This is a genomic window from Georgenia halophila (genome assembly GCF_039541595.1).
The window spans coordinates 561,588-581,066 of the sequence record NZ_BAABGN010000002.1 but is presented as its reverse complement, the minus strand read 5'-3'; the positions used below and the strand labels follow the sequence as shown (position 1 = coordinate 581,066).

Below are 19,479 nucleotides of genomic sequence, written 5' to 3'. Positions count from 1 at the left end.
CTCGAACGCTAGGCCGCGGTGGCACTCGTTCGGTCGTCGTGGCCCGATCGAGACCGGATCGAGCCGAAAGTGTGACCTCAGCGGCCCGGTCCGGCGAGCAGGGCGCGGACCGCCCGTTCGGCCTCGTCGACGTCGACGGCGCGGCATCCCTTGGCCACGATGCTCGCGACGAGCGCCGGTTCGCGGCGAGCGTGCCCGAGACCGCGCCGCACCAGGGTCAGCGGCGGCTTGCGGGACTCGCCGAGGTCACGCAGGAGCCGGTACCAGAACGTCTGCGCTCGCGGGCGCACCAGGCACAGGGCGTCACCGAGGATGTCTTCCTCGCGGCAGGCGCCCACGATCTCGGCCGCGAAGATGCCCTCGGCCACGAAGACGGGGAAGCCGTCGAGGGTGAGCCGGGTGGTGCCGGTGCGGGCGTTGGTGGGGATGTCGTAGACCGGCAGCTGGGCCTCGCCGGTGGTGGCCAGCTCGACGAGCGCCGCCACCGCTGCGTCGGCGTCCCAGGAGGCCGGGTCGTCCCAGTCCACGATGCCGTAGCGGTGCGGCAGGTCCGGGTGGTCACCGTCGAGGTAGAAGTCGTCGAGCGAGACCACCGGCAGGCCGAGACGCCGCGTCATGGAGGTCTTCCCCGACCCGGACGGCCCGGTGAGCAGCACGACCCGCGCGACGGCCTTCCGCGACCCGGGCGCTAGCTCGAAGAGCTGGCCCTGACCGTCGTCCGGGTGATCCGCCGTCACCGCCGGTCCGGTGACCGCGTCGCGTGTTGCATGGGGGCACGTTAGGTGTGCCGTGGTGGAGCGGTCCAGGCGGGCCGGACCGGTGTTGCGTGGTCTGACCACGCGGCGGTAGCGTGGTCAGACCACGGATGGAGCGGAGACACCATGGCGAACGACGTCGTGCCGGCGACCTCCGCGACCCCCCGCCGAGCATGGCGGAGCGTGCTCGAGCGCATCGAGTCGGACCTCATCGACGGCACGCTCGGTCCGGGCGACCGCCTGCCGGGGGAACGCGAGCTCGCCGCGCACCTCGGGGTGGGCCGGTCCAGCGTGCGCGAGGCGCTGCGCGTGCTCGAGGCCATGGGGCTCGTCCGCACCGCTTCCGGATCGGGTCCGACGTCGGGGGCGATGATCATCGCCACGCCGCGCGGAGGCATGTCCACCCTGCTTCGGCTGCAGCTGGCGGCGCGCGGGCTCCCGTTCGAGGACATCGTCGCCACGCGCGTCCTCCTCGAGACGTCCGTGGTCGGCGCGCTCGCTTCGGCGCCCCCCGACCTCGGCCAGGCGGAGGAGCTCCTGGAAGCCATGAAGCAGCAGGATCTGACGCCCCCGGAGTTCCTCGCGCTCGACGCGCAGTTCCATCTGACGCTCGCCGAGGCCTCCGGCAACACCGTCGTCGCCGCCGTCATGGCGGGTCTGCGTACGGCGATCGAGTCGTACGTGCAGCAGGGAGCCGCAGCGGTCGAGGACTGGACGACGATGGCGGCGCAGCTGCGCGCCGAGCACGCGGGGATCCTCGAGGCGATTCGCCGCGCCGACGCGAGGTCGGCCCGCCGTCGCATCGAGGACCACATCACCGGCTACTACGCGCGCACGCGCCCGGTGCACGACTGATAACCACTCGCCGATGAAGGAGTCGTATGGTCACGCGCCAGTTACCCAGGCCCGCCGAGGTCTTCGAGCTGATGAAGCTCAGGAAGCCCGACCTGAACAGCAGGAGGCGGCGATTGTCCGCCGCCCTGACGATCGATGACCTGCGCACGATCGCCAGGCGCCGCACGCCGGCCGCGGCCTTCGACTACACCGACGGTGCCGCCGAGGGTGAGCTCTCGCTACGACGCGCGCGCCAGGCGTTCGAGGACGTGGAGTTCCATCCGGACGTGCTGCGCCCCGCCGAGGTCGTCGACACGTCGACGCAGATCCTCGACGGGTCGAGCGCGCTCCCGTTCGGCATCGCGCCGACGGGCTTCACCCGGCTCATGCAGACCGAGGGCGAGATCGCGGGGGCGACCGCCGCCGGGACGGCTGGCATCCCGTTCACCCTCTCGACGCTCGGCACCGCCTCGATCGAAGACGTGCGGTCGGCCAACCCCACGGGGCGGAACTGGTTCCAGCTCTATGTCATGCGCGATCGTGAGATCTCGTACGAACTCACCCGGCGCGCCGCCGACGCCGGCTTCGACACGCTCTTCTTCACCGTGGACACGCCCGTGGCGGGCGCGCGGCTCCGCGACCGGCGAAACGGCTTCTCGATCCCGCCGCAGATCAGCCTGAAGACCATCGCCAACGCGATCCCGCGCCCGTGGTGGTGGTTCGACTTCCTGACCACACCGAAGCTGGAGTTCGCCTCGCTGACGTCGACCGGAGGCACCGTGGGCGAGCTGCTCGACGCCGCGATGGACCCGACGATCAGCTACGACGACCTCGCGGTGATCCGCGAGCTCTGGCCGGGCAAGATTGTCATCAAGGGCGTGCAGAACGTGCCGGACGCGGTGCGGCTCGTCGACCTGGGGGTGGACGGGATCCTGCTGTCCAACCACGGCGGGCGTCAGCTCGACCGCGCCCCGGTCCCGTTCCACCTGCTGCCGAAGGTGGTCCGGGAGGTCGGCGACGACACGGCGATCATGGTGGACACCGGCATCATGAACGGCGCCGACATCGTGGCGTCGGTCGCGCTCGGCGCCGACTTCGCCCTGGTGGGTCGCGCGTACCTGTACGGGCTCATGGCCGGTGGCCGTGCGGGTGTCGACCGCATGATCGAGATCCTGCGCGGAGAGATCGTTCGCACGATGAAGCTGTTGGGCGTGCAGAGCCTCGGTGAGCTCGAGCCGCGTCATGTCACTCAGCTCGCCCGCCTCGTCCCGGTCCCGGAGTCCGCCGAGGAGGCCGCGGAGACGGCGCCTCGACCCGAGCTGCCCCGCGAGGGCGAAGCGAAGGGCACCACGAGGGCGACGAGATCCCGCCCGAAGAGCCGGGCCGCGACGTCGGCGTCCACCCGGGGTGCCGCGCCGGTCGAGGCCGTCGAGGAATCCGCCGGAGGCGGCGACCGGTGACGGCGGGCTCAGCCCGCGGGCACCGCGCTCAGCCGGCGTAGGGCAGGACGGCCTTGCCGGGCGTGTCGACCCGCACCCGGAAGACGGCGCCCGCCTCCGGCTCGGGGTCCTCGAGCTTCTCCCGCGAGGTCGTCACGTACAGGTCTCGACCATCCTCGCCGCCGAGCGTGCAGGCGGTCGTCAGCCGCACCGGCAGGGAGATCTCGGTGAGGACCTCGGCGCCGGGGGAGTAGAGCCGCACCCGGCCGACGCGGTTGAGAGCCACCCACACGTTGCCGGCAGAGTCCACGCAGAGCCCGTCCGCACGGCCGTCGTCGGCGGAGTGGAACCGGCGGCGGTTCGTCAGCTCGCCGGACTCGTCGACGTCGAAGACGTCGGTGCCGCCGGTGTGCGTGTCGTTGTAGTAGGCACGGCTGCCGTCGGGGGAGAAGTCGATGCCGTTCGAGGTGGTGACGCCCTCGAGCGCGACAGAGACGTCGCCGTCGGCCGTGACCCGGTACAGGTTCGCGATCTCGGGTGTGCGGTCGTAGGCCATGTTGCCGCAGTAGAGGTTCCCGGCCGGGTCACAGCCGCCCTCGTTCATCCGCAGGTTCTCGTCGGTCCACATCGGGTCCAGCGCCGTCGGAGCCGCGTGCGGGTCGTCCGCTAGGCCCAGGCCGCGCTCCAGCCCGACGACGTAGCCGCCGCCCGTCCGCGGCCGCACGAACGCGGCCACCCGGCTGCCGACGTGGAGCCGGTCCACGGCCTCGTCGTCACGCAGCGTCAGCAGGTCGCCGGCGAGCATGTCGACCCACCGCAGCCCGCCCCAGACGGGGGACCACACCGGTCCCTCGCCGTGGTAGCAGAGCGGGTCGGTGATCTGCTGGGGAGTACTGGTGCTCATGGGGCACCAGTGTGACAGCCCGGACGCCGACGGGCCCTCCCACCGCGTTCGGTGGAAGGGCCCGTCGTCCCGGTCCGCACTCGTCCAAGACGGCCTGGGGAACCGTCCCGCACACCCCGGTGCGATGTGCGTCTGCTGAACGCCTTGATGCTATCGACTCAGCCGCCCGGTCCGGGGCATTTTCGCGAGCCCGTCGGCGCGGTCACCGCACGTCGTCGTCGACCCACTCGAACGTCTTGGTGACGGCCTTCTTCCAGAGCCGGTAGATGCGCTCGCGCTCCTCCTCCTCCATCTGGGGCTCCCAGCGCTTGTCCTCGACCCAGTTGTCGATGACGTCCTGCTCGCCGTTCCAGTACCCGACGGCGATTCCCGCCGCGTACGCCGCACCGAGCGCCGTCGTCTCGGCGACCTTCGGCCGGACCACCGGGACACCGAGGATGTCGGCCTGGAACTGCATGAGCGTCTCGTTCTGGACCATGCCGCCGTCGACCTTGAGCTCCTTGAGCTCGACGCCGGAGTCGGCCCGCATCGCGTCGTCGACCTCGCGGGTCTGGAAACCGGTCGCCTCGAGCACCGCCCGGGCCAGGTGCCCCTTGTTGACGTACCGGGTCAGTCCGACCAGGGCGCCGCGGGCGTCGGCCTTCCAGTACGGCGCGAACAGGCCGGAGAACGCCGGCACGAAGTACGCGCCGCCGTTGTCCTCGACCGTCTTGGCCAGGTCCTCGATCTCCGGGGCCGACTTGATGATGCCCAGGTTGTCGCGGAACCACTGCACCAGGGAGCCGGTCACGGCGATGGAGCCCTCGAGGGCGTAGATCGGAGCGTCGTCGCCGATCTTGTACGCCACCGTGGTCAGCAGGCCGTTCTCCGAGGGCACGGCCTCCGTGCCGGTGTTGATGAGCATGAAGTTGCCGGTGCCGTAGGTGTTCTTGGCCATGCCGACCTCGAAGCAGGCCTGACCGAAGGTGGCCGCCTGCTGGTCACCGAGGATGCCGGCGATCGGCACGCCCGGGACCATCCCGCCGCGGCGGCCCTCGCCGTAGACCTCGGAGGAGGAGCGGATCTCGGGCAGCATCGAGACCGGGATGCCCATGTCGGCGGCGATGTCCTCGTTCCACGTCAGCGAGTCGAGGTTCATCAGCATGGTGCGCGAGGCATTCGTGACGTCGGTGACGTGCCGGCCGCCGTTGGTGCCGCCGGTCATGTTCCACACCAGCCACGAGTCGGTGTTGCCGAACAGCAGGTCGCCGGCCTCGGCGCGCTCGCGGACGCCGTCGACGTTGTCCAGGATCCACTTGATCTTCGGGCCGGAGAAGTACGTCGCCAGCGGCAGGCCGACCTTGGCCTTGTACTTCTCGGGACCCTCCGAGCCGCCCAGCTCCTCGACGATCGCCTGCGTGCGGGTGTCCTGCCAGACGATCGCGTTGAAGACCGGTTCGCCGGTGTTCTTGTCCCACACGACGGTGGTCTCGCGCTGGTTGGTGATCCCGACCGCGGCGATGTCCTCGTGGGTCAGGTTGGCACGGGTCAGCGCGAGGCCGACGACCTCGCGGGTGTTCCGCCAGATCTCGGCCGCGTCGTGCTCGACCCATCCTGCCTTCGGGAGGATCTGCTCGTGCTCGATCTGCCCGGACTCGACGATCTGCCCGGAGTGGTCGAAGACGATAGCCCGGGTGCTCGTGGTGCCCTGGTCGATGGCGAGGACATAGTTGGCGTCAGCCATGGTGTTCCTTTCCGATGGTCCGGGCACCGGAGTTCGCTGCCCGGTCGATCTGTGTGAAGGTCGGGTGCGGGGTCAGAGGAAGTCGCCGCCGTAGGCGCTGCCCACCACGCCGGCGAGCACGCCGCCGACGATCGGACCGAGCACGGGCACCCAGGAGTAGGCCCAGTCGCTGGGGCCCTTGCCCCTGATGGGCAGGACGGCGTGCGCGATGCGGGGTCCGAGGTCACGTGCCGGGTTGATGGCGTACCCCGTGGGCCCGCCGAGGCTCATGCCGATGCTGACGACGAGGAATGCGACGGCCAGCGGACCGAGCCCGCTCGGCGTCGGGCCGAACATCAGGATGACGAAGACGAGGACGAAGGTGCCGATGACCTCGGTGATGAAGTTCCAGACGTAGCTGCGCACCTCGGGGCCGGTGGAGAAGACCGCCAGCTTGATGGCGCCCGGAGCGTCCTGGTCGAAGTGGCGCTTGTACGCCAGGTACACGACGACGGCGCCGAGGAACGCGCCCACCATCTCGCCGGCGAGGTAGACGAGCACGTTGGTGAAGGTGGTGGGGATCGCGGCGATGCCGAGGTCCTCGTTGCCCGCGAAGAGGTCGCCGCCGCTCGCGGCGAGCCCGAGGGTGACGGCCGGGTTGATGTGGGCGCCGGTCTTGAACGCCGTGTACACGCCCGCGAAGACCGCGAGGCCCCAGCCGAAGGTGATCAGGACCCAGCCGGCGTCGAAGCCCTTGGTCTTGGGGAGGATGACGTTGGCGACGACACCGCAACCCAGGAGGGTCAGCATGCCGGTGCCCATCACCTCCGACAGGAAGATGCTGAACATTGACAGTTCCACTGCGAACTCACTTTCCGGTCACGTCGATGTGATCTGTGCCGGGCGCCGGTCGGCGCCACCGATATGTCATGTCCGTACGCGAGTTGGGAGGACGACGTCCTCGTCGGCGTGCACTCAGGCGGTTTTTGGGTGCAGGAGTTCCTCCCGGTGTGCTTGTCCTCGGCTGCCGCTGGCTCAGGTGTCCCACGGCAGGTCGCGCACGGGCACGACGTCGCCGGCGGTGAGGCGGGCGTCCTCGGCCGCGGCGTCGGTGGCCTGCCGCTCGGCCGCCGCCTCCGCGTCCGCCTGCCGCCGATAGGTCTCGACCTCCGCCGAGGTCCGGGCGGAGTCCCAGCCGAGCAGCGGTGCCGCGATCGCGGCGATCTCCTCGAGGGCGGAGACGCCGCGGTCCCGGGTCTCGTAGCTGAGTCGCACCCGGTGCAGCAGGATGTCCTCCAGGTGCAGGGCGCCCTCGTGCGTGACGGCGAACGCCACCTCGGCGCCGAGGTAGGCGTCCGCGCTCGGCAGCGGCCGGCCCAGCTCGGGGTCGGAGTCGATCATCTCGAGGATCGTGGAGATCTCGGAGCCGTAGCGGTGCAGCAGGTGCTCCACCCGCTCGGCGGTCCAGCCGTGCGAGCCGGCGATCCGGGCGGCGCGCCGCTTGGTCGCGGCGAACCCGGCGGCCCCGACCAGCGGGGTGGTGGCGGTCACCGACGGCAGGGACCTCGCGCGCGGACCGAGCGCGAAGTCCACGGCGTCCTCGGCCATCTTGCGGTAGGTGGTGAGCTTGCCGCCGGCGATCACTGTCAGGCCGGGGGTGACCTCGGCGACCGTGTGCTCGCGGGAGACCTTCGTGGAGCTCTGCCCGCCGTCGTCGCCCTTGGTGCCCGGCTGCAGGAGCGGGCGCAGGCCGGCGTAGACACCGATGATGTCCTCGCGGGTCAGCGCGGGGTCGAGGACGGCGTTGGCCTGCTCGAGGATGTAGTCGACGTCCTCCGCCGTGGCGACCGGGTGCTGGCGGGACTCGGTCCACGGTGTGTCGGTGGTGCCGATGATCCAGTACCGCTGCCAGGGGATGACGAAGAGCACGGACTTCTCGGTGCGCAGGAACAGGCCGGTCTCGCCCCGGACACGGTCCTTCGGGACCACGATGTGCACGCCCTTGGAGGCGAGGACCTCGAGCCCGTCCTGCGCTCCGCCCAGCGCCTCCGTCTGCTCGGTCCACACACCGGTGGCGTTGATGACCTGCCGGGCCCGGATCGTGCGTTCCTCGCCGGTCTCGAGGTCGGCCACGACGGCCCCGGTGACCCGTCCGGTGGGGTCCTTGGTGAGGTCGACGACCTGCGTCCGGGACGCCGCGAGCGCGCCGTGCCCGACGGCGGTGCGCACCAGGGCGAGCACCAGGCGCGCATCGTCGACGCGGGCGTCGTAGAAACGGATGGCCCCGGCGAGGCTGTCGTGCCTCATCTGGGGGAAGAGCCGCAGCGCTGCCGCCTTGCTGTAGTGCTTCTGCACCGGGACGGACAGTCCCCGGGCGCCGAGGATGGCGAGGGCGTCGTACAGGCCGACGCCGACGGCGCTGTAGGCCCGTTCGATCACGGGTGTCTTCAACGGCCACAGGAAGGGCTGCGCGGTCACCAGGTGCGGCGCCATGGTGCGCAGCAGGCGGCCCCGCTCGCGCAGGGCCTCCGCCACGAGGGCGAAGTCCAGCTGGTAGAGGTAGCGCAGGCCGCCGTGGACGAGCTTGGAGGATCGCGAGGACGTGCCGGACGCCCAGTCCTGCATCTCGACGACGGCGGTCCGTAGGCCCCGCGTCGCGGCGTCGAGCGCGATCCCGGCGCCGGTGACTCCACCACCGATCACGAGGACGTCGACACCCTCGTCGTCGGACATGGCCTTCAGGGCCGCGGAGCGGCCATTCTCGTTCAGCTGAGTGCCCACAGGCGCACGCTCCCTCGTCGTCCTGGCCCGGCTGGGACCTGGGCCTATGCTGGCGCTCCCCGCACACTCGCGCAATGGCGCTGCACGAACGTGCGGAGAAGAGGAGGTGACCTGAGCGGTCGTGAGGACACGTGACGAGGCCGCATACGTCGCGGCACAGATGTACTACCTGCAGGACGAGACCATGGACGCCATCGCCCGCCGGCTCGGTGTCTCCCGGTCGACGGTCTCGCGACTGATCAAGTCGGCGCGCACCAGCGGCCTGGTCCACATCTCGCTGGAGCCCCGCACCGCCGGCGCGGACGCCGTCTCGCGCGAGCTGCGAGCGACCTTCGGGGTCCGGCCGCACGTGGTCGCCGTGCGCGAGGGCGCCGCCGACGTCCACCGTCTCGACCTCGTCTCCCAGGTCGCCGGCCGGCTGGTCTCGACCTGGATGGAGCCCGGCACCGTGCTCGGCCTGGCGTGGGGGACCACGGTCTCCGCCGTCGTCGGGCATCTGACGCCGAGACGCGCGCCGGGCAGTGCCGTGGTCCAGCTCAACGGCGCCGCCAACCCGGTGACGTCCGGCATCCCGTACGCCGGTTCGATCATGACGGCGGCGGCCGAGGCTTTCGACGCCCGCGTGCACCACTTCCCGGTCCCGGCGTTCTTCGACTACGCGGCCACGAAGGCCGCGATGTGGCGCGAGCGGTCGATCCAGCGGGTTCGTGCCGTGCAGGAGCGCGCCGACATCGCACTCTTCGGCGTCGGAGCGCTCGCCGGGCCGCTCGCCTCGCACGTGTACTCGGCCGGCTACCTGGACCCGGAGGACGTGGACGGCCTGCGCTCGGCCGGCGTCGTCGGCGACGTGTGCACGGTCCTGCTCCGGGAGGACGGCAGCTACACGGACATCGCCCTCAACGACCGGGCCACCGGGCCGCCGCCGGCCGAGCTCAAGCGGATCGAGCGCCGGATCTGCGTCGTCGCGGGGACCGCCAAGGTGAGCCCCCTGCTGGGGGCGCTGCGCACCGGCGCGGTCACGGACCTCGTCATCGACGAGACCACGGCCCGTGCCGTGATCGAGCGTGCTGCCGAGCCGTCATACGGCGCGGCGCGGGGACCGCAGGGACGGGACCGGCACGCGGTCCGGGCCGTCTGAGCCGGCTCGCGGGAGCGCCGCCGGCGGTCCGGGCGCGGAGCGCGGAGGTGAACGTCGTGGTCCGCGGGTTCTACGATCACCGGATGGGAACGCGGGCCGGGAGCGAGATCGTCGTCAGGCAGGCACTGCCGGCGGACGTGCGGGCGATCTACGAGCTGGTGCGGCCCTACGCCGAGCACCGCATCCTCGTCGCCAAGGAGCTGGTCGAGTATTTCGAGTCCGTCCAGGAGTTCGTCGTCGGCGAGGACGTCTCGGACCGCGGGGCCGGCGAGGTCGTGGGATGCGGCGCGCTGCACGTGCTGTGGGACGACATCGCCGAGGTCCGCACCCTCGCCGTCGCGCCCGAGATGTCCGGGCGCGGGATCGGGCACCAGCTTCTCGAGGCCCTGCTGGAGCGTGCCCGCCGCCTCGGGCTGCGACGGGTGTTCTGCCTGACCTTTGAGGTGGACTTCTTCCGGCGCCACGGGTTCGACGTCATCGACGGCACCCCGGTCGGCACGGACGTCTACGGCGAGATGCTGCGCTCGCACGACGACGGCGTCGCGGAGTTCCTCGACCTCGCCCGGGTCAAGCCCAACACCCTCGGCAACGCCCGTATGCTCCTCGAGCTCTGACCACCGCCCACCGCCTGCGACTGGTCATTCGCGTGCCGACTGGTCATCGCCGTACCGACCTGGGCAGGCTCACCGCCGCAGGTAGCGCAGGACCGCCACGAGCTGGGCCGTCAGCAGCGCGCACGCCACCACCGCGAGCCAGGCGTCGGGCCGGACCAGCACCCAGCCGGTGACGCCGGCGATGAGCAGCGCCGCGAGCACCGACGCCAGCACACCGTAGGCCGAACGCACCCGCGCGGTGACCGCACCGCGCTCGTCGCCGCGCAGCACCCGCCGCAGCCCGACGGCGCTTACCAGGGCTGCCACGAGCGCGACCACCTGCCCGGTGAGCAGGAGCGTCAGGCCCGGCCAGGGGTCCGTCGCGCCGCTGAGCAGGACCAGCGAGGCGCCCAGGATCCCGAGCGCCACGCACGCCCCCGCGGTGACCAGCAGCGCGGTGCGCAGGGCCCGTACGGCGCGGCCGCTGTGCTGCTCGCTCACGGCAGCCGGTACCGGGAAGGGTGCCCGTCGTCGCCGCGCACGGCGAGGCCGTCGGCGACCAGCGAGGCCAGCGCCCGGGCCGGCTGCCGAGGATCGGGCAGCGCCGCGGGATCTGCGCCGTCGGCGCCCGCCTGCAGCAGCGCGCTCTCGGCGGTCCACCCGTCCGGGGCATCTCGCAGCGCCGCCATGATCCGGCCACGGACCTGCCGGTCGGTGCCGTGCCACGCCTGCCTGCGCCGGGTGGCGGCGTGGGCGTCGGCGGGCCGTCCGGCACGCACCCATGCGCAGCGGGTCTGCAGGGGACAGCGCTCGCAGCGCGGGGAGCGGGCGGTGCACACCAGGGCGCCGAGCTCCATGACGCCGACGTTCCAGCGCACCGACGTCTCGCGGTCCTCGGGCACGTAGCCCGCGGCACGTTCGCGCTCGGCACGGCCCAGCGCCGGCGCGGGCAGCGCACGGCCCTCCAGCGCCCGGCCGAGGACGCGGCGGACGTTGGTGTCGAGCACCACGGCGCGGCGCCCGTACGTGAACGCGGCGACGGCGGCCGCCGTGTAGGCACCGATGCCCGGCAGGGCGAGGAGCGCGTCCTCGGTGTCCGGGACCACGCCGCCGTGCCGGTCGACGACGGCGCGTGCGCACTCCTGGAGGCGCAGCGCCCGGCGGGGATACCCCAGCCTGTCCCAGGCGCGCAGCACCTCCGCGGCGGGAGCCGCCGCGAGATCCGCCGGAGCGGGCCACCGGTCCATCCACGCGCGCCACGCCGGCTCCACCCGGGAGACCGGCGTCTGCTGGAGCATGACCTCGCTGACCAGCACGGCCCACGCCGTCGTGCCGGGCCGGCGCCACGGCAGGTCCCGGGCGTTCGCCTGGTACCAGTCGAGCACCGTGCGATGAACGGCGGTGAGCGCCGAGCGGTCGATGGGCACGGCCGGTCCGGGTCCGCGGTCGGCGGGCCGGTCCGCGGCTCGGTCGGTGACGACGTCGGTGGACACCCCGCCAGTCTGCCCGGCCCCGGCCCGCGGAGCCGAACCCCGCGGGTCGGCGGGGCCACTTCGGAGGCCTCGTTCGAGCCGTGACGGCGTGGGCTGCCCGCCGCGTGCGCGCCGCCGTCGTACCGTCCCAGCGTGGTCACGACGCGCGACACCAGCAGGTCCCGGCCCTCCGGGACCGGCTTCGGCGGCCGCGCCCCCCGCGGGAGCGGCGGACGCCCACCAGGCGGGAGCGGTCGGCCACCGGCCGGCAAGCCTCGTCCGCGGCGCCGACCCGGTCGAGCCGTCGTCCGACGACGGCGCCTCGTGGCGCTCGTCCTGCTGGTCGGGCTGCTCGGTGGCGCGGTCTGGGGCGCCTCCGCGCTCGCCGCCGTCGCCTCGAACTGGGCCGGTGACCTCTTCGCCGACGCGGAACCGGGGAAGGGCCCGCCGGCCGAGGACGAGGAGACCCTCCCGCCGCGGCCGGACCGGTGCGCCCCCGGCGACCTGGACGTGGCCATGGCGCCGCGAGCCGGCTCGGGCGCCACGGACTTCGCGCTGACCATAGTCAACGACTCCGAGACACCCTGCCTGGTCGACGCCGGGGCCGCCTCGCTCGTGCTGACGGTCCACTCCGGCGACGACCGCATCTGGTCCACCGGCGACTGCTCGGCCGGCGCGGCGGAGCACATGCTGCTCCTCGCCGGGGGTGACACCACCGAGCACACGGTGACGTGGAGCGGCCAGCGGTCGGAGCCCGGTTGCCCGAGCGGGCAGCCGGCCGCGGAGCCCGGCACCTATCGGGTCGCCACCACGCTCGACGGCGCGCGGCTCCCGACGGCGGAGGCCTCCTTCACGCTCTGACGCGCCCGGGCGCGGCGGTGGTCGCATGCCGCCGGTCACCGTGGTGCAGTTCTCCCGCGCTGAGCAGGTGTTGCAGCAGCGGCAGGAACCCCACCCCGTCATGAGCAACGATCGTGTGCGCCTGTCCATCAGGACCGTCGATCTGCGGGCGGCCTGGCTGCCGGGCGCGATCCTTCTCGGCATCGAGGAGAGCCCCGATCCGGTGGCCCAGCGCGGCCGCCTGGGCACAGGTCCGCGGGCACGACCGACTCATCCCGGTGATTCGCCGCGTTCTTTCGGGCGTGCCACCCGAGGCAGGCTATGCCGCCATCATCAACAAGACGGCCAGCGTGCTTGTGTTCGCCACCTGGCCGTCGTGTCCGCCCCACATCGCAGAGGACCGACACTGCAGCCAGCTCTGCCCACGCTGCCTCTTCGGCTAAACGAGCCCTGGGCCGTGCTCACTTTCCAAGCCGCGCCGGTCCGGAGACGTTCCCCAGCTGGGACGGGACAGCCACCCGCACGCCAGGGAACGGATGGCGCATCCGCAGAACCGCCTGCCACAGCATGCGTCCGAAGAGACTCGAGCATGTCCTCCAGCTCGGGGTCATCTACCCTCCCCGAGTAGGCCGTCCGGATCGATGTACCGCTCGGAGCTTGGCCTGACGTTGTGGCGTTCGCCGGGCGGGAGCACTTCTGTCGAGACGATCTCGGTCGGGATGCGGCTCTCGCTGTACTGCGGTGAAGGTGGATCGCCCATGTCGTTGTCGATCTCTCGTTCGCGGGCGTAGTCACGGACGCGGACTGTCGGTGGGTTCCTCGCCCAAGCGGCCTCGACGCGTTGCTTGTCGGCACCGGGAGCGGTGTGCAGCTTCATCGTCAGCGAGCCGTTGGAGGTGTCGCCGGGGCCTTCGGAGCGCAAAGGCTCGAGTGTCACGCCGGCGACGCCGTCCCGGATGAGCATCTCCTCGACGATCCCGATGCGGTACTCGTTCTCATATGGTCGTGCGGAGATCGCCATGTATACCTCCTCGGAGACGACGCCCGTGTTCAGTCCGAGATGGACGTTTTCGTGCTCTGCGCGCCAAGCACCAATCTCGCTCGCGACGGCAGCGACAGGGTCGGGGTCCCAGGTTCCGATCTCAACGTGGACGTAAACCTACCTTCCCGTCATCAGGTCTCCCGTTGACGCCGGTGACGAGGAGGCGGCGACTACGCCCGGCAGCGTCTCGGCCAGTCGTGCTCCCTCGGCGCCGATGTCTTCGGCTCGGGCAGTGTCGTGGTCGAATGACCATCCGAGGTAGCTGAGCAGTGCCAAGCAGCCGAGCAAGGCGAGAGCGGCGAGGCCACCGATGAGTGTGCCGATGAAGACGCTCACTGCGCGCAGGACGGATCGGAGTCGAGGTCTTGTTTGGGTCGGCGCCGTCATGTCTGGACCGTAGGGAGCGGGCACAGGCGCTGTCTGCGGTCTTGACGAGAACCGCCGAAGACCATCACTGAACCGTCACCTGGCCGGGCCCTCACCCCCGGACCGTGCCGGTGTGGCGTGGCTCCCGCGCCGGCGCGGGGAGTCACACCCCTGGCGGGAGGACATCGACTTCCAACGGGGCACCCAGCTCGATCAGCCAGTTCAGGTCCGCGCCCGTGGCGAAGACCCGAGCGAACTTGACGTCCACGGTGAACACGTCCTCGCACCGATCCCCCTAGATCCAGTGGTGACGGCGGCGCCAGGGCCACCAATCGACGCCCCACCCCTGCCGTGCACCACCCGGCCGGGATGAGTGGCCAGCAGATCCACCGGCCGCTTCCGACCCAAGTAGGTGGTCGGCCCGCACATCCACTGCACCACTCCGGTCTCGGAACAGCCACGCTCGGCGGCCAAGACGGACAGCTCCGCGATCACTGGAAGGGCCTGCCTGTCGTTGGTGAACTGGAACCTCGGGTACAGGGTCTCGTGGCCGCGGCGGACCGCGACCAGATGATCGGCCCGGTGCTTCTTGATGATCGGCCCGGTGCTTCTTGGTGGCGAGGTTGCGGGGCATACTTGACTGCGACCCAGTCGCCGGCTGGCCTCGGCCGCGCTGAGGAGACCGAACTCGGCGTCGATGCGGGTGTAGAGGTTGTGCTCGGCCTGCACGGCGCGCGCCAGGGCGGGTGGCGTGTACGGTTCGACCGCAGGAGGGCGGGCCCGAGCACTGCCACAGCGTCATCGACCATCCGCGTTGACCGCTGGAGTTGCTCCTTTGTCGCCACGATCTCTCCAACCTGTGTGCGCCGGGTGCTCTCCCGATCTACCGCACCTGACGCACCCGGCACTTGCCTGGCGCCACCCCGCGCACCAGCCTGGGCGGCTTAGTTCCAACAAGAGGCCGGCCCGGCTTGGAGTCCCCGCAGACGCTTCAACCAGATACGGGATCGACGTCGACGCGGCCGGCGCCGACCGGGCCGCCGTCCGCCGACTCGTCGAAGAGGCCGAGCACGACCACGCCGACAGCGGCGACCAGCGCTATCGCGGCGCCCAGAACGTGAGCGAGGGCGCCCTTCTGGACGCGCAACCCGGGCGTCGGAACAACGGTAAGACTGCACATGGTTCCGCGCCGGGCCGACGACCCCACACACCCCGGTGCGGTACGGCAAGGTGTGAGCGCGGGGAGGCACAAGACGAGCCGATGGCGACAGCCATGCCCTCGTGGACCACTACGGACGCCCCGCGTCAACCCGTGTCGGGAAGCTCCGGTGGCGCCGGCGGCTCCGACGTCGGGTCCTCCGTGCGCAGCGGGTTGTCCGCCTCGCACTCCGTGGGCGGTGGCTGGTCGTCAAGTGGCCCGGCGCGGTTCCTGCGCTGAGGACGGGCGTGAGCTTTTGGTGGCGGTTAGCCATCGATGCCGCGCGCCGCGTGCGGCGCAAGGGGTGGGTGGACGGGTCGCCGTACTCGTGACACGGCATGCCGTCCGCGGTCTGGGCCACGCCGTGCTGGCTTCGCCGCGATTGACGCGGTGGCGGCATACTTCCGGAGATGACTATCTCGGCTCGGCGGCGTCGTCCTCGTCGGGATGCGTTGGCGAATCGTGAGCGGATTCTCGAGTATGCGGAGCGGGTGTTCGCGCTCGAGGGGCTCGAGGTGAGTCTGCATCGTCTTGCCGAGGATCTGTCGATGGGGATCGGCACGGTCTACCGGCACTTCCCCACGCGGGAAGATCTTCTGCTGGGCCTGTATCACCGGTTCCAGGAACGCGTCGACGAGGCGGGCGAAGCCCTCGCAGACGTTGCGGATCCGTATGAGCGGGTGGTCGCGTTCATCGACCAGGTGGTCCAGTTCTCTCTCGATGTCCCGATCGCTCGGGCGGTCGGGGTCCGGGTCCAGCGCGTCTTTCCCGAACAGGTGCGGGTCAGCGCGTCGGTACCGGCGATCACCGGCGCCGTGGAGGCGGCCAAGGCAGCGGGCCAGATCCGCGAGGACGTCGATGTCACCGATGTCGCGGCCCTGGCCGGGATGCTCGCGGACCTGGTGTGGGTCCGCGACCCGCAACGATCCGTGCTGATCCCTCGGGTGCGGGCGCTGGTCCTTGATGCCCTGCGGCCGCAGGGCGCCCCGCGCCCGGCTCTGCCCGCGGCACCCGTCTCGGTGGAGGAGCTGACCCAACTCGCGCACCGCAACCGGATGGGTCCCTGACACCGTTGTCTTTCGGACTGTTCGTCCGCTAATGTCCGCTCATGGTGTGGGTCCGCAAGCTTGTCGTGGTGGCCGTGCTCGCGGGTGTGCTGACCGGCCTAGGTGGTGGCCCGCGCGCGTCTGCCGACGAGCCGGCCGTCCGCGGCGGGTCGGCGATCGCCTTCGGCGCCGACAGGTACGGGGAGACGGAGGTGCCGGACCTCCCGGCCGGGGTGACCTACACCGACGTCGCCGCCGGTCGGGCGCATACGGTGCTGCTGCGCTCGGACGGCAACGTCGTGGCCTTCGGTGACTACGACGAGGGGCAGACGGACGTGCCGGACCTCGAGCCGGGCGTGGCCTACACCGACGTCGCCGCCGGCGACTACCACACGGTGCTGCTGCGCTCGGACGGGACAGTCAAGGCCTTCGGCTACGACAGGGACGGGCGGACGGACGTGCCAGAACCGCCGGCCGGGATGACCTACACCGACGTCGCCGCCGGCTGGAACCATACGGTGCTGCTGCGCTCGGACGGGAACGTCGTGGCCTTCGGCTACAACCGGGACGGGCAGACGGACGTGCCGGACCTCGAGCCGGGCGTGGTCTACACCGACGTCGCCGCCGGCGCCTTCCACACGGTGCTGCTGCGCTCGGACGGGACAGTCAAGGCCTTCGGCTACGACCGGGCCGGGCGGACGGACGTGCCAGAACCGCCGGCCGGGATGACCTACACCGACGTCGCCGCCGGTCAGGACCATACGGTGCTGCTGCGCTCGGACGGCAACGCAGTGGCCTTCGGCGACGACGACGGGGACGGGCGGACGGACGTGCCGGACCTCGAGCCGGGCGTGGTCTACACCGACGTCGCCGCCGGCACCTTCCATACGGTGCTGCTGCGCTCGGACGGCAAGGTCGAAGCCTTCGGCTACAACGACGACGGGCAGACGAACGTACCGGAGCCGCCGGAGGGGATGGTCTACACCGACGTGGCGGCCGGCGGCTGGCGTACGGTGCTGTTGCGTTCGGCTGTGGAGACCGAGGTGAGCCTGCGGGCTCCTGACTCGATCACCGCCACCGACGGCGAGGTCGAGGTCAGCGCGGATGTCGGCGCCGCCGGTGAGACCCAGCCCGACGTCGCGTTCACCGGCACGGTCCGCTTGAGCATCGACGGCAAAGACCCCATCGACATCGCCGTCGACGACGACGGCGCGGCCACCACCACGATCGACGGACTCCCCACCACCGCGGGCACCACCATCGAGGTGAGCGCCACCTACCTCGGATCCACCGACGGCGCCTACCTCGCCGCACCCGCCCCGGCCCGCCGCGACATCGAGATCACCCCCGCACCAGCAGCCACCATCGAGCTCTCGCCGGTGTCGGAGGACGTCGTCGCGGGCGAGTCGGTGACCTACACGGTCACCGGGACCGACCGGTTCGGCAACGACCTCGGCGACCTGACCGACACCACCACCATCAACACCCCCGACACCGACGCCGGAGCCGAGGTCGACGGTGACACGGTCACGTTCACCACCACGGGCAGTCACACCTTCACCGCCGCCCTGGACACCGACCCCGAGGTCACCACCACCGCGACCGTGGACGTCACCCCCGCACCAGCAGCCACCATCGAGCTCTCGCCATCGACGGAGCAGGTCGTCGCGGGCGAGTCGGTGACCTACACGGTCACCGGCGCCGACCGGTTCGGCAACGACCTCGGCGACCTGACCGACACCACCACCATCAACACCCCCGACACCGACGCCGGAGCCGAGGTCGACGGTGACACGGTCACCTTCACCACCACGGGCAGTCACACCGTCACCGCCGCCCTGGACACCGACCCCGAGGTCACCACCACCGCGACCGTGGACGTCACCGCCGCACCGTTGGCCGCGATCGAGCTGCGTGCGCCCGAGGGACTGAACGTAGACCAAGGCGGATCGCTCACCTTCACCGTGGACGGGACCGACACCTACGGCAACCCCGTCGAAATCGGCGACGAGGCCGTCGAACTCGCCAGCGACCACCCGGACGACAGCATCGACGGCCTCACCGTCACCTTCCCCGAGGCAAGCCCCCACCGGATCACCGCCACCGTCGACACGCCCACCGACACACTCACCGACACCGTCACCGTCGAGGTCACCCCCGCCAGCGTCCCCCAGCTGCCAGAGACCGGCGCCGACACCCTCACCACACTTGCTACGGCCGCGCTCGCGCTACTCCTGGGAACCGCACTGACCCTGACAGCAGCAAGGCGCACCGCACGGAAACCGCGTCGGCTCTGACCGGCCTCAGTCGCAGGGACCTGCAAGACGACCGGGACCGGTCAGTGCGGGAGGAATCCGGGGGCCTCAGCCCGTAGCGCCCGCCCGCTGGATAGCTCGGTAGACGGTCGAGCGTGCGACACCGAACAGCTCGGCGATGTCGGCGGTGGTGTGGCCACCCGCGCGGTGCAGGACCACCAGGTGCGCCTCCTGAGCCTTCGAGAGCTCGGGCTGCTTGCCACGCAGCCGCCCCTTCGCCTTGGCGACCGCCATGCCCTCGCGGGTACGCATAGATGAGGTCGGCCGGTACTAAGCCTGCAGCTCCACTGCTGTTGCCCTATGGGGGAAGTCCAGGCGCGTGCCGTGGGCGGAGGCGCCGGGAGCTGAAGCCGCCCTCAGCAGCTATGGCGCTCCGGCAGCGGCATCAAGGCCAGAGTTGCGAACTCCGTCGGTTCGGTTCTGCGCCTGGATGTAACCTTCGCGCGATTGGGGGCACTACTGGGTATGAGCGATCCGGAGGACGACCTGGGTGCCGGACAGCGCCTCACCGCGTTGTGGGACCTGTATGCCCCACGTGTCCACGCCTACGCGGTGCGTCATGTCGGAGCCGATCAGGCACAGGAGGTCGTCGCGGAGACCTTTCTCGTTGCCTGGCGGCGGCTGGCGGACATTCCCGGCGAGGGCCTGCCGTGGTTGTTGGTTGTCGCGCGGAACACGATCCTGGCCGATCACCGGTCTCGCTATCGGCAACGGGCCGTCGAGTCCGAACTCGCCAGGTTGGCGAGCCTCACCGATGACAGGGCTGGCGTCGACGTACTCGTTACTGAGCGTGACGCGCTCCTGCGTGCCCTTGGCAGCCTGCCGCGAAGGCAGCGAGAAGCGCTGCTGCTCGTGGCCTGGGATGGGCTATCGATGATTCAAGCCGCTGCGGTGGCCGGTTGCACGGTCGGCACGTTCAAGGTCCGACTTCACCGAGCGCGCCAGCGGCTCCGGCGTGCGGCTGATCCCGGCGCCGACCTGCACGACCCCACCGCATCTGTGACGGACCTCTTCCCCGCCACATCGTTGAAGGAGCCCTCATGAGCACGATCCA

17 protein-coding genes and 1 pseudogene are annotated in these 19,479 nt (G+C 71.2%); 8 read left to right on the top strand and 10 right to left on the bottom strand.

The window, feature by feature from the left end; genetic code table 11:
* Positions 1 to 77 precede the first annotated feature (77 nt).
* Positions 78 to 737, bottom strand: coding sequence for an ATP-binding protein (locus ABD907_RS04155; protein ID WP_345215208.1), 660 nt, complete (start codon positions 735 to 737; stop codon positions 78 to 80).
* A 144-nt stretch (positions 738 to 881) separates the two neighbouring features.
* On the opposite strand from ABD907_RS04155, the gene ABD907_RS04150 reads away from it, so the two are divergent.
* Both ABD907_RS04150 and ABD907_RS04145 read left to right on the top strand, forming a co-directional pair.
* Positions 882 to 1,610, top strand: a complete 729-nt coding sequence (locus ABD907_RS04150) for a FadR/GntR family transcriptional regulator (protein WP_345215207.1) — start codon at positions 882 to 884, stop codon at positions 1,608 to 1,610.
* A 26-nt stretch (positions 1,611 to 1,636) separates the two neighbouring features.
* Complete coding sequence (locus ABD907_RS04145) at positions 1,637 to 3,049, top strand: alpha-hydroxy acid oxidase (protein ID WP_345215206.1); 1,413 nt, start codon at positions 1,637 to 1,639, stop codon at positions 3,047 to 3,049.
* Positions 3,050 to 3,077: 28 nt separating this feature from the next.
* On the opposite strand, the gene ABD907_RS04140 is transcribed toward ABD907_RS04145, so the two are convergent.
* From ABD907_RS04140 to ABD907_RS04125, 4 genes are all read right to left on the bottom strand, one after another.
* Positions 3,078 to 3,932, bottom strand: coding sequence for an SMP-30/gluconolactonase/LRE family protein (locus tag ABD907_RS04140; protein ID WP_345215205.1), 855 nt, complete (start codon positions 3,930 to 3,932; stop codon positions 3,078 to 3,080).
* Positions 3,933 to 4,134: 202 nt separating this feature from the next.
* Positions 4,135 to 5,655 (bottom strand): glycerol kinase GlpK, encoded by a 1,521-nt coding sequence (gene glpK, locus ABD907_RS04135; protein WP_345215204.1) that lies wholly within the window; start codon positions 5,653 to 5,655, stop codon positions 4,135 to 4,137.
* A gap of 72 nt (positions 5,656 to 5,727) precedes the next feature.
* Positions 5,728 to 6,483 carry an MIP/aquaporin family protein gene (locus tag ABD907_RS04130; protein ID WP_345215203.1) on the bottom strand — a complete coding sequence of 252 codons (756 nt, stop codon included), beginning with the start codon at positions 6,481 to 6,483 and terminating at the stop codon, positions 5,728 to 5,730.
* A 186-nt stretch (positions 6,484 to 6,669) separates the two neighbouring features.
* Positions 6,670 to 8,367 (bottom strand): glycerol-3-phosphate dehydrogenase/oxidase, encoded by a 1,698-nt coding sequence (locus tag ABD907_RS04125; RefSeq protein ID WP_345215433.1) that lies wholly within the window; start codon positions 8,365 to 8,367, stop codon positions 6,670 to 6,672.
* A gap of 169 nt (positions 8,368 to 8,536) precedes the next feature.
* On the opposite strand from ABD907_RS04125, the gene ABD907_RS04120 reads away from it, so the two are divergent.
* Together ABD907_RS04120 and ABD907_RS04115 are read left to right on the top strand one after the other, a co-directional pair.
* A complete protein-coding gene (locus ABD907_RS04120) occupies positions 8,537 to 9,553 on the top strand; it encodes a sugar-binding transcriptional regulator (RefSeq protein ID WP_345215202.1) in 1,017 nt (338 codons plus the stop codon).
* A gap of 83 nt (positions 9,554 to 9,636) precedes the next feature.
* Complete coding sequence (locus ABD907_RS04115) at positions 9,637 to 10,167, top strand: amino-acid N-acetyltransferase (protein WP_345215201.1); 531 nt, start codon at positions 9,637 to 9,639, stop codon at positions 10,165 to 10,167.
* 69 nt (positions 10,168 to 10,236) lie between these two features.
* Here ABD907_RS04115 and ABD907_RS04110 read toward each other — a convergent pair whose 3' ends face one another.
* Both ABD907_RS04110 and ABD907_RS04105 read right to left on the bottom strand, forming a co-directional pair.
* The gene (locus ABD907_RS04110) at positions 10,237 to 10,647 is read right to left on the bottom strand and encodes a hypothetical protein (RefSeq protein WP_345215200.1); all 411 of its coding nucleotides are present in this window, start codon (positions 10,645 to 10,647) and stop codon (positions 10,237 to 10,239) included.
* On the bottom strand, positions 10,644 to 11,639 hold the full coding sequence (locus ABD907_RS04105; protein ID WP_425555678.1) for an HhH-GPD family protein: 996 nt from the start codon (positions 11,637 to 11,639) through the stop codon (positions 10,644 to 10,646). Before ABD907_RS04105 ends, ABD907_RS04110 begins: the two co-directional genes overlap by 4 nt.
* Before the next feature lie 303 nt (positions 11,640 to 11,942).
* Between ABD907_RS04105 and ABD907_RS04100 the strand changes: the two genes are divergently transcribed.
* Entirely contained in the window at positions 11,943 to 12,479 is a 537-nt protein-coding gene (locus tag ABD907_RS04100; RefSeq protein ID WP_345215199.1) for a hypothetical protein, read from the top strand.
* Between the two features lie 586 nt (positions 12,480 to 13,065).
* Here the strand turns inward: ABD907_RS04100 and ABD907_RS04095 are convergent.
* Together ABD907_RS04095 and ABD907_RS04090 are read right to left on the bottom strand one after the other, a co-directional pair.
* On the bottom strand, positions 13,066 to 13,479 hold the full coding sequence (locus ABD907_RS04095) for a hypothetical protein (protein WP_345215198.1): 414 nt from the start codon (positions 13,477 to 13,479) through the stop codon (positions 13,066 to 13,068).
* Between the two features lie 1,378 nt (positions 13,480 to 14,857).
* Positions 14,858 to 15,013 carry a hypothetical protein gene (locus ABD907_RS04090; protein ID WP_345215197.1) on the bottom strand — a complete coding sequence of 52 codons (156 nt, stop codon included), beginning with the start codon at positions 15,011 to 15,013 and terminating at the stop codon, positions 14,858 to 14,860.
* A 503-nt stretch (positions 15,014 to 15,516) separates the two neighbouring features.
* Here ABD907_RS04090 and ABD907_RS04085 point away from each other — a divergent pair.
* Both ABD907_RS04085 and ABD907_RS04080 read left to right on the top strand, forming a co-directional pair.
* On the top strand, positions 15,517 to 16,131 hold the full coding sequence (locus tag ABD907_RS04085; RefSeq protein ID WP_345215196.1) for a TetR/AcrR family transcriptional regulator: 615 nt from the start codon (positions 15,517 to 15,519) through the stop codon (positions 16,129 to 16,131).
* A 41-nt stretch (positions 16,132 to 16,172) separates the two neighbouring features.
* Complete coding sequence (locus tag ABD907_RS04080; RefSeq protein ID WP_345215195.1) at positions 16,173 to 18,407, top strand: hypothetical protein; 2,235 nt, start codon at positions 16,173 to 16,175, stop codon at positions 18,405 to 18,407.
* Between the two features lie 66 nt (positions 18,408 to 18,473).
* Here ABD907_RS04080 and ABD907_RS04075 read toward each other — a convergent pair.
* A pseudogene (locus ABD907_RS04075) lies at positions 18,474 to 18,674 on the bottom strand (helix-turn-helix domain-containing protein); the annotation flags it as partial.
* 216 nt (positions 18,675 to 18,890) lie between these two features.
* Here ABD907_RS04075 and ABD907_RS04070 point away from each other — a divergent pair.
* Positions 18,891 to 19,469: an RNA polymerase sigma factor gene (locus tag ABD907_RS04070; RefSeq protein ID WP_345215194.1), complete on the top strand. Its 579-nt coding sequence runs from the start codon at positions 18,891 to 18,893 to the stop codon at positions 19,467 to 19,469.
* Positions 19,470 to 19,479: the final 10 nt, after the last annotated feature.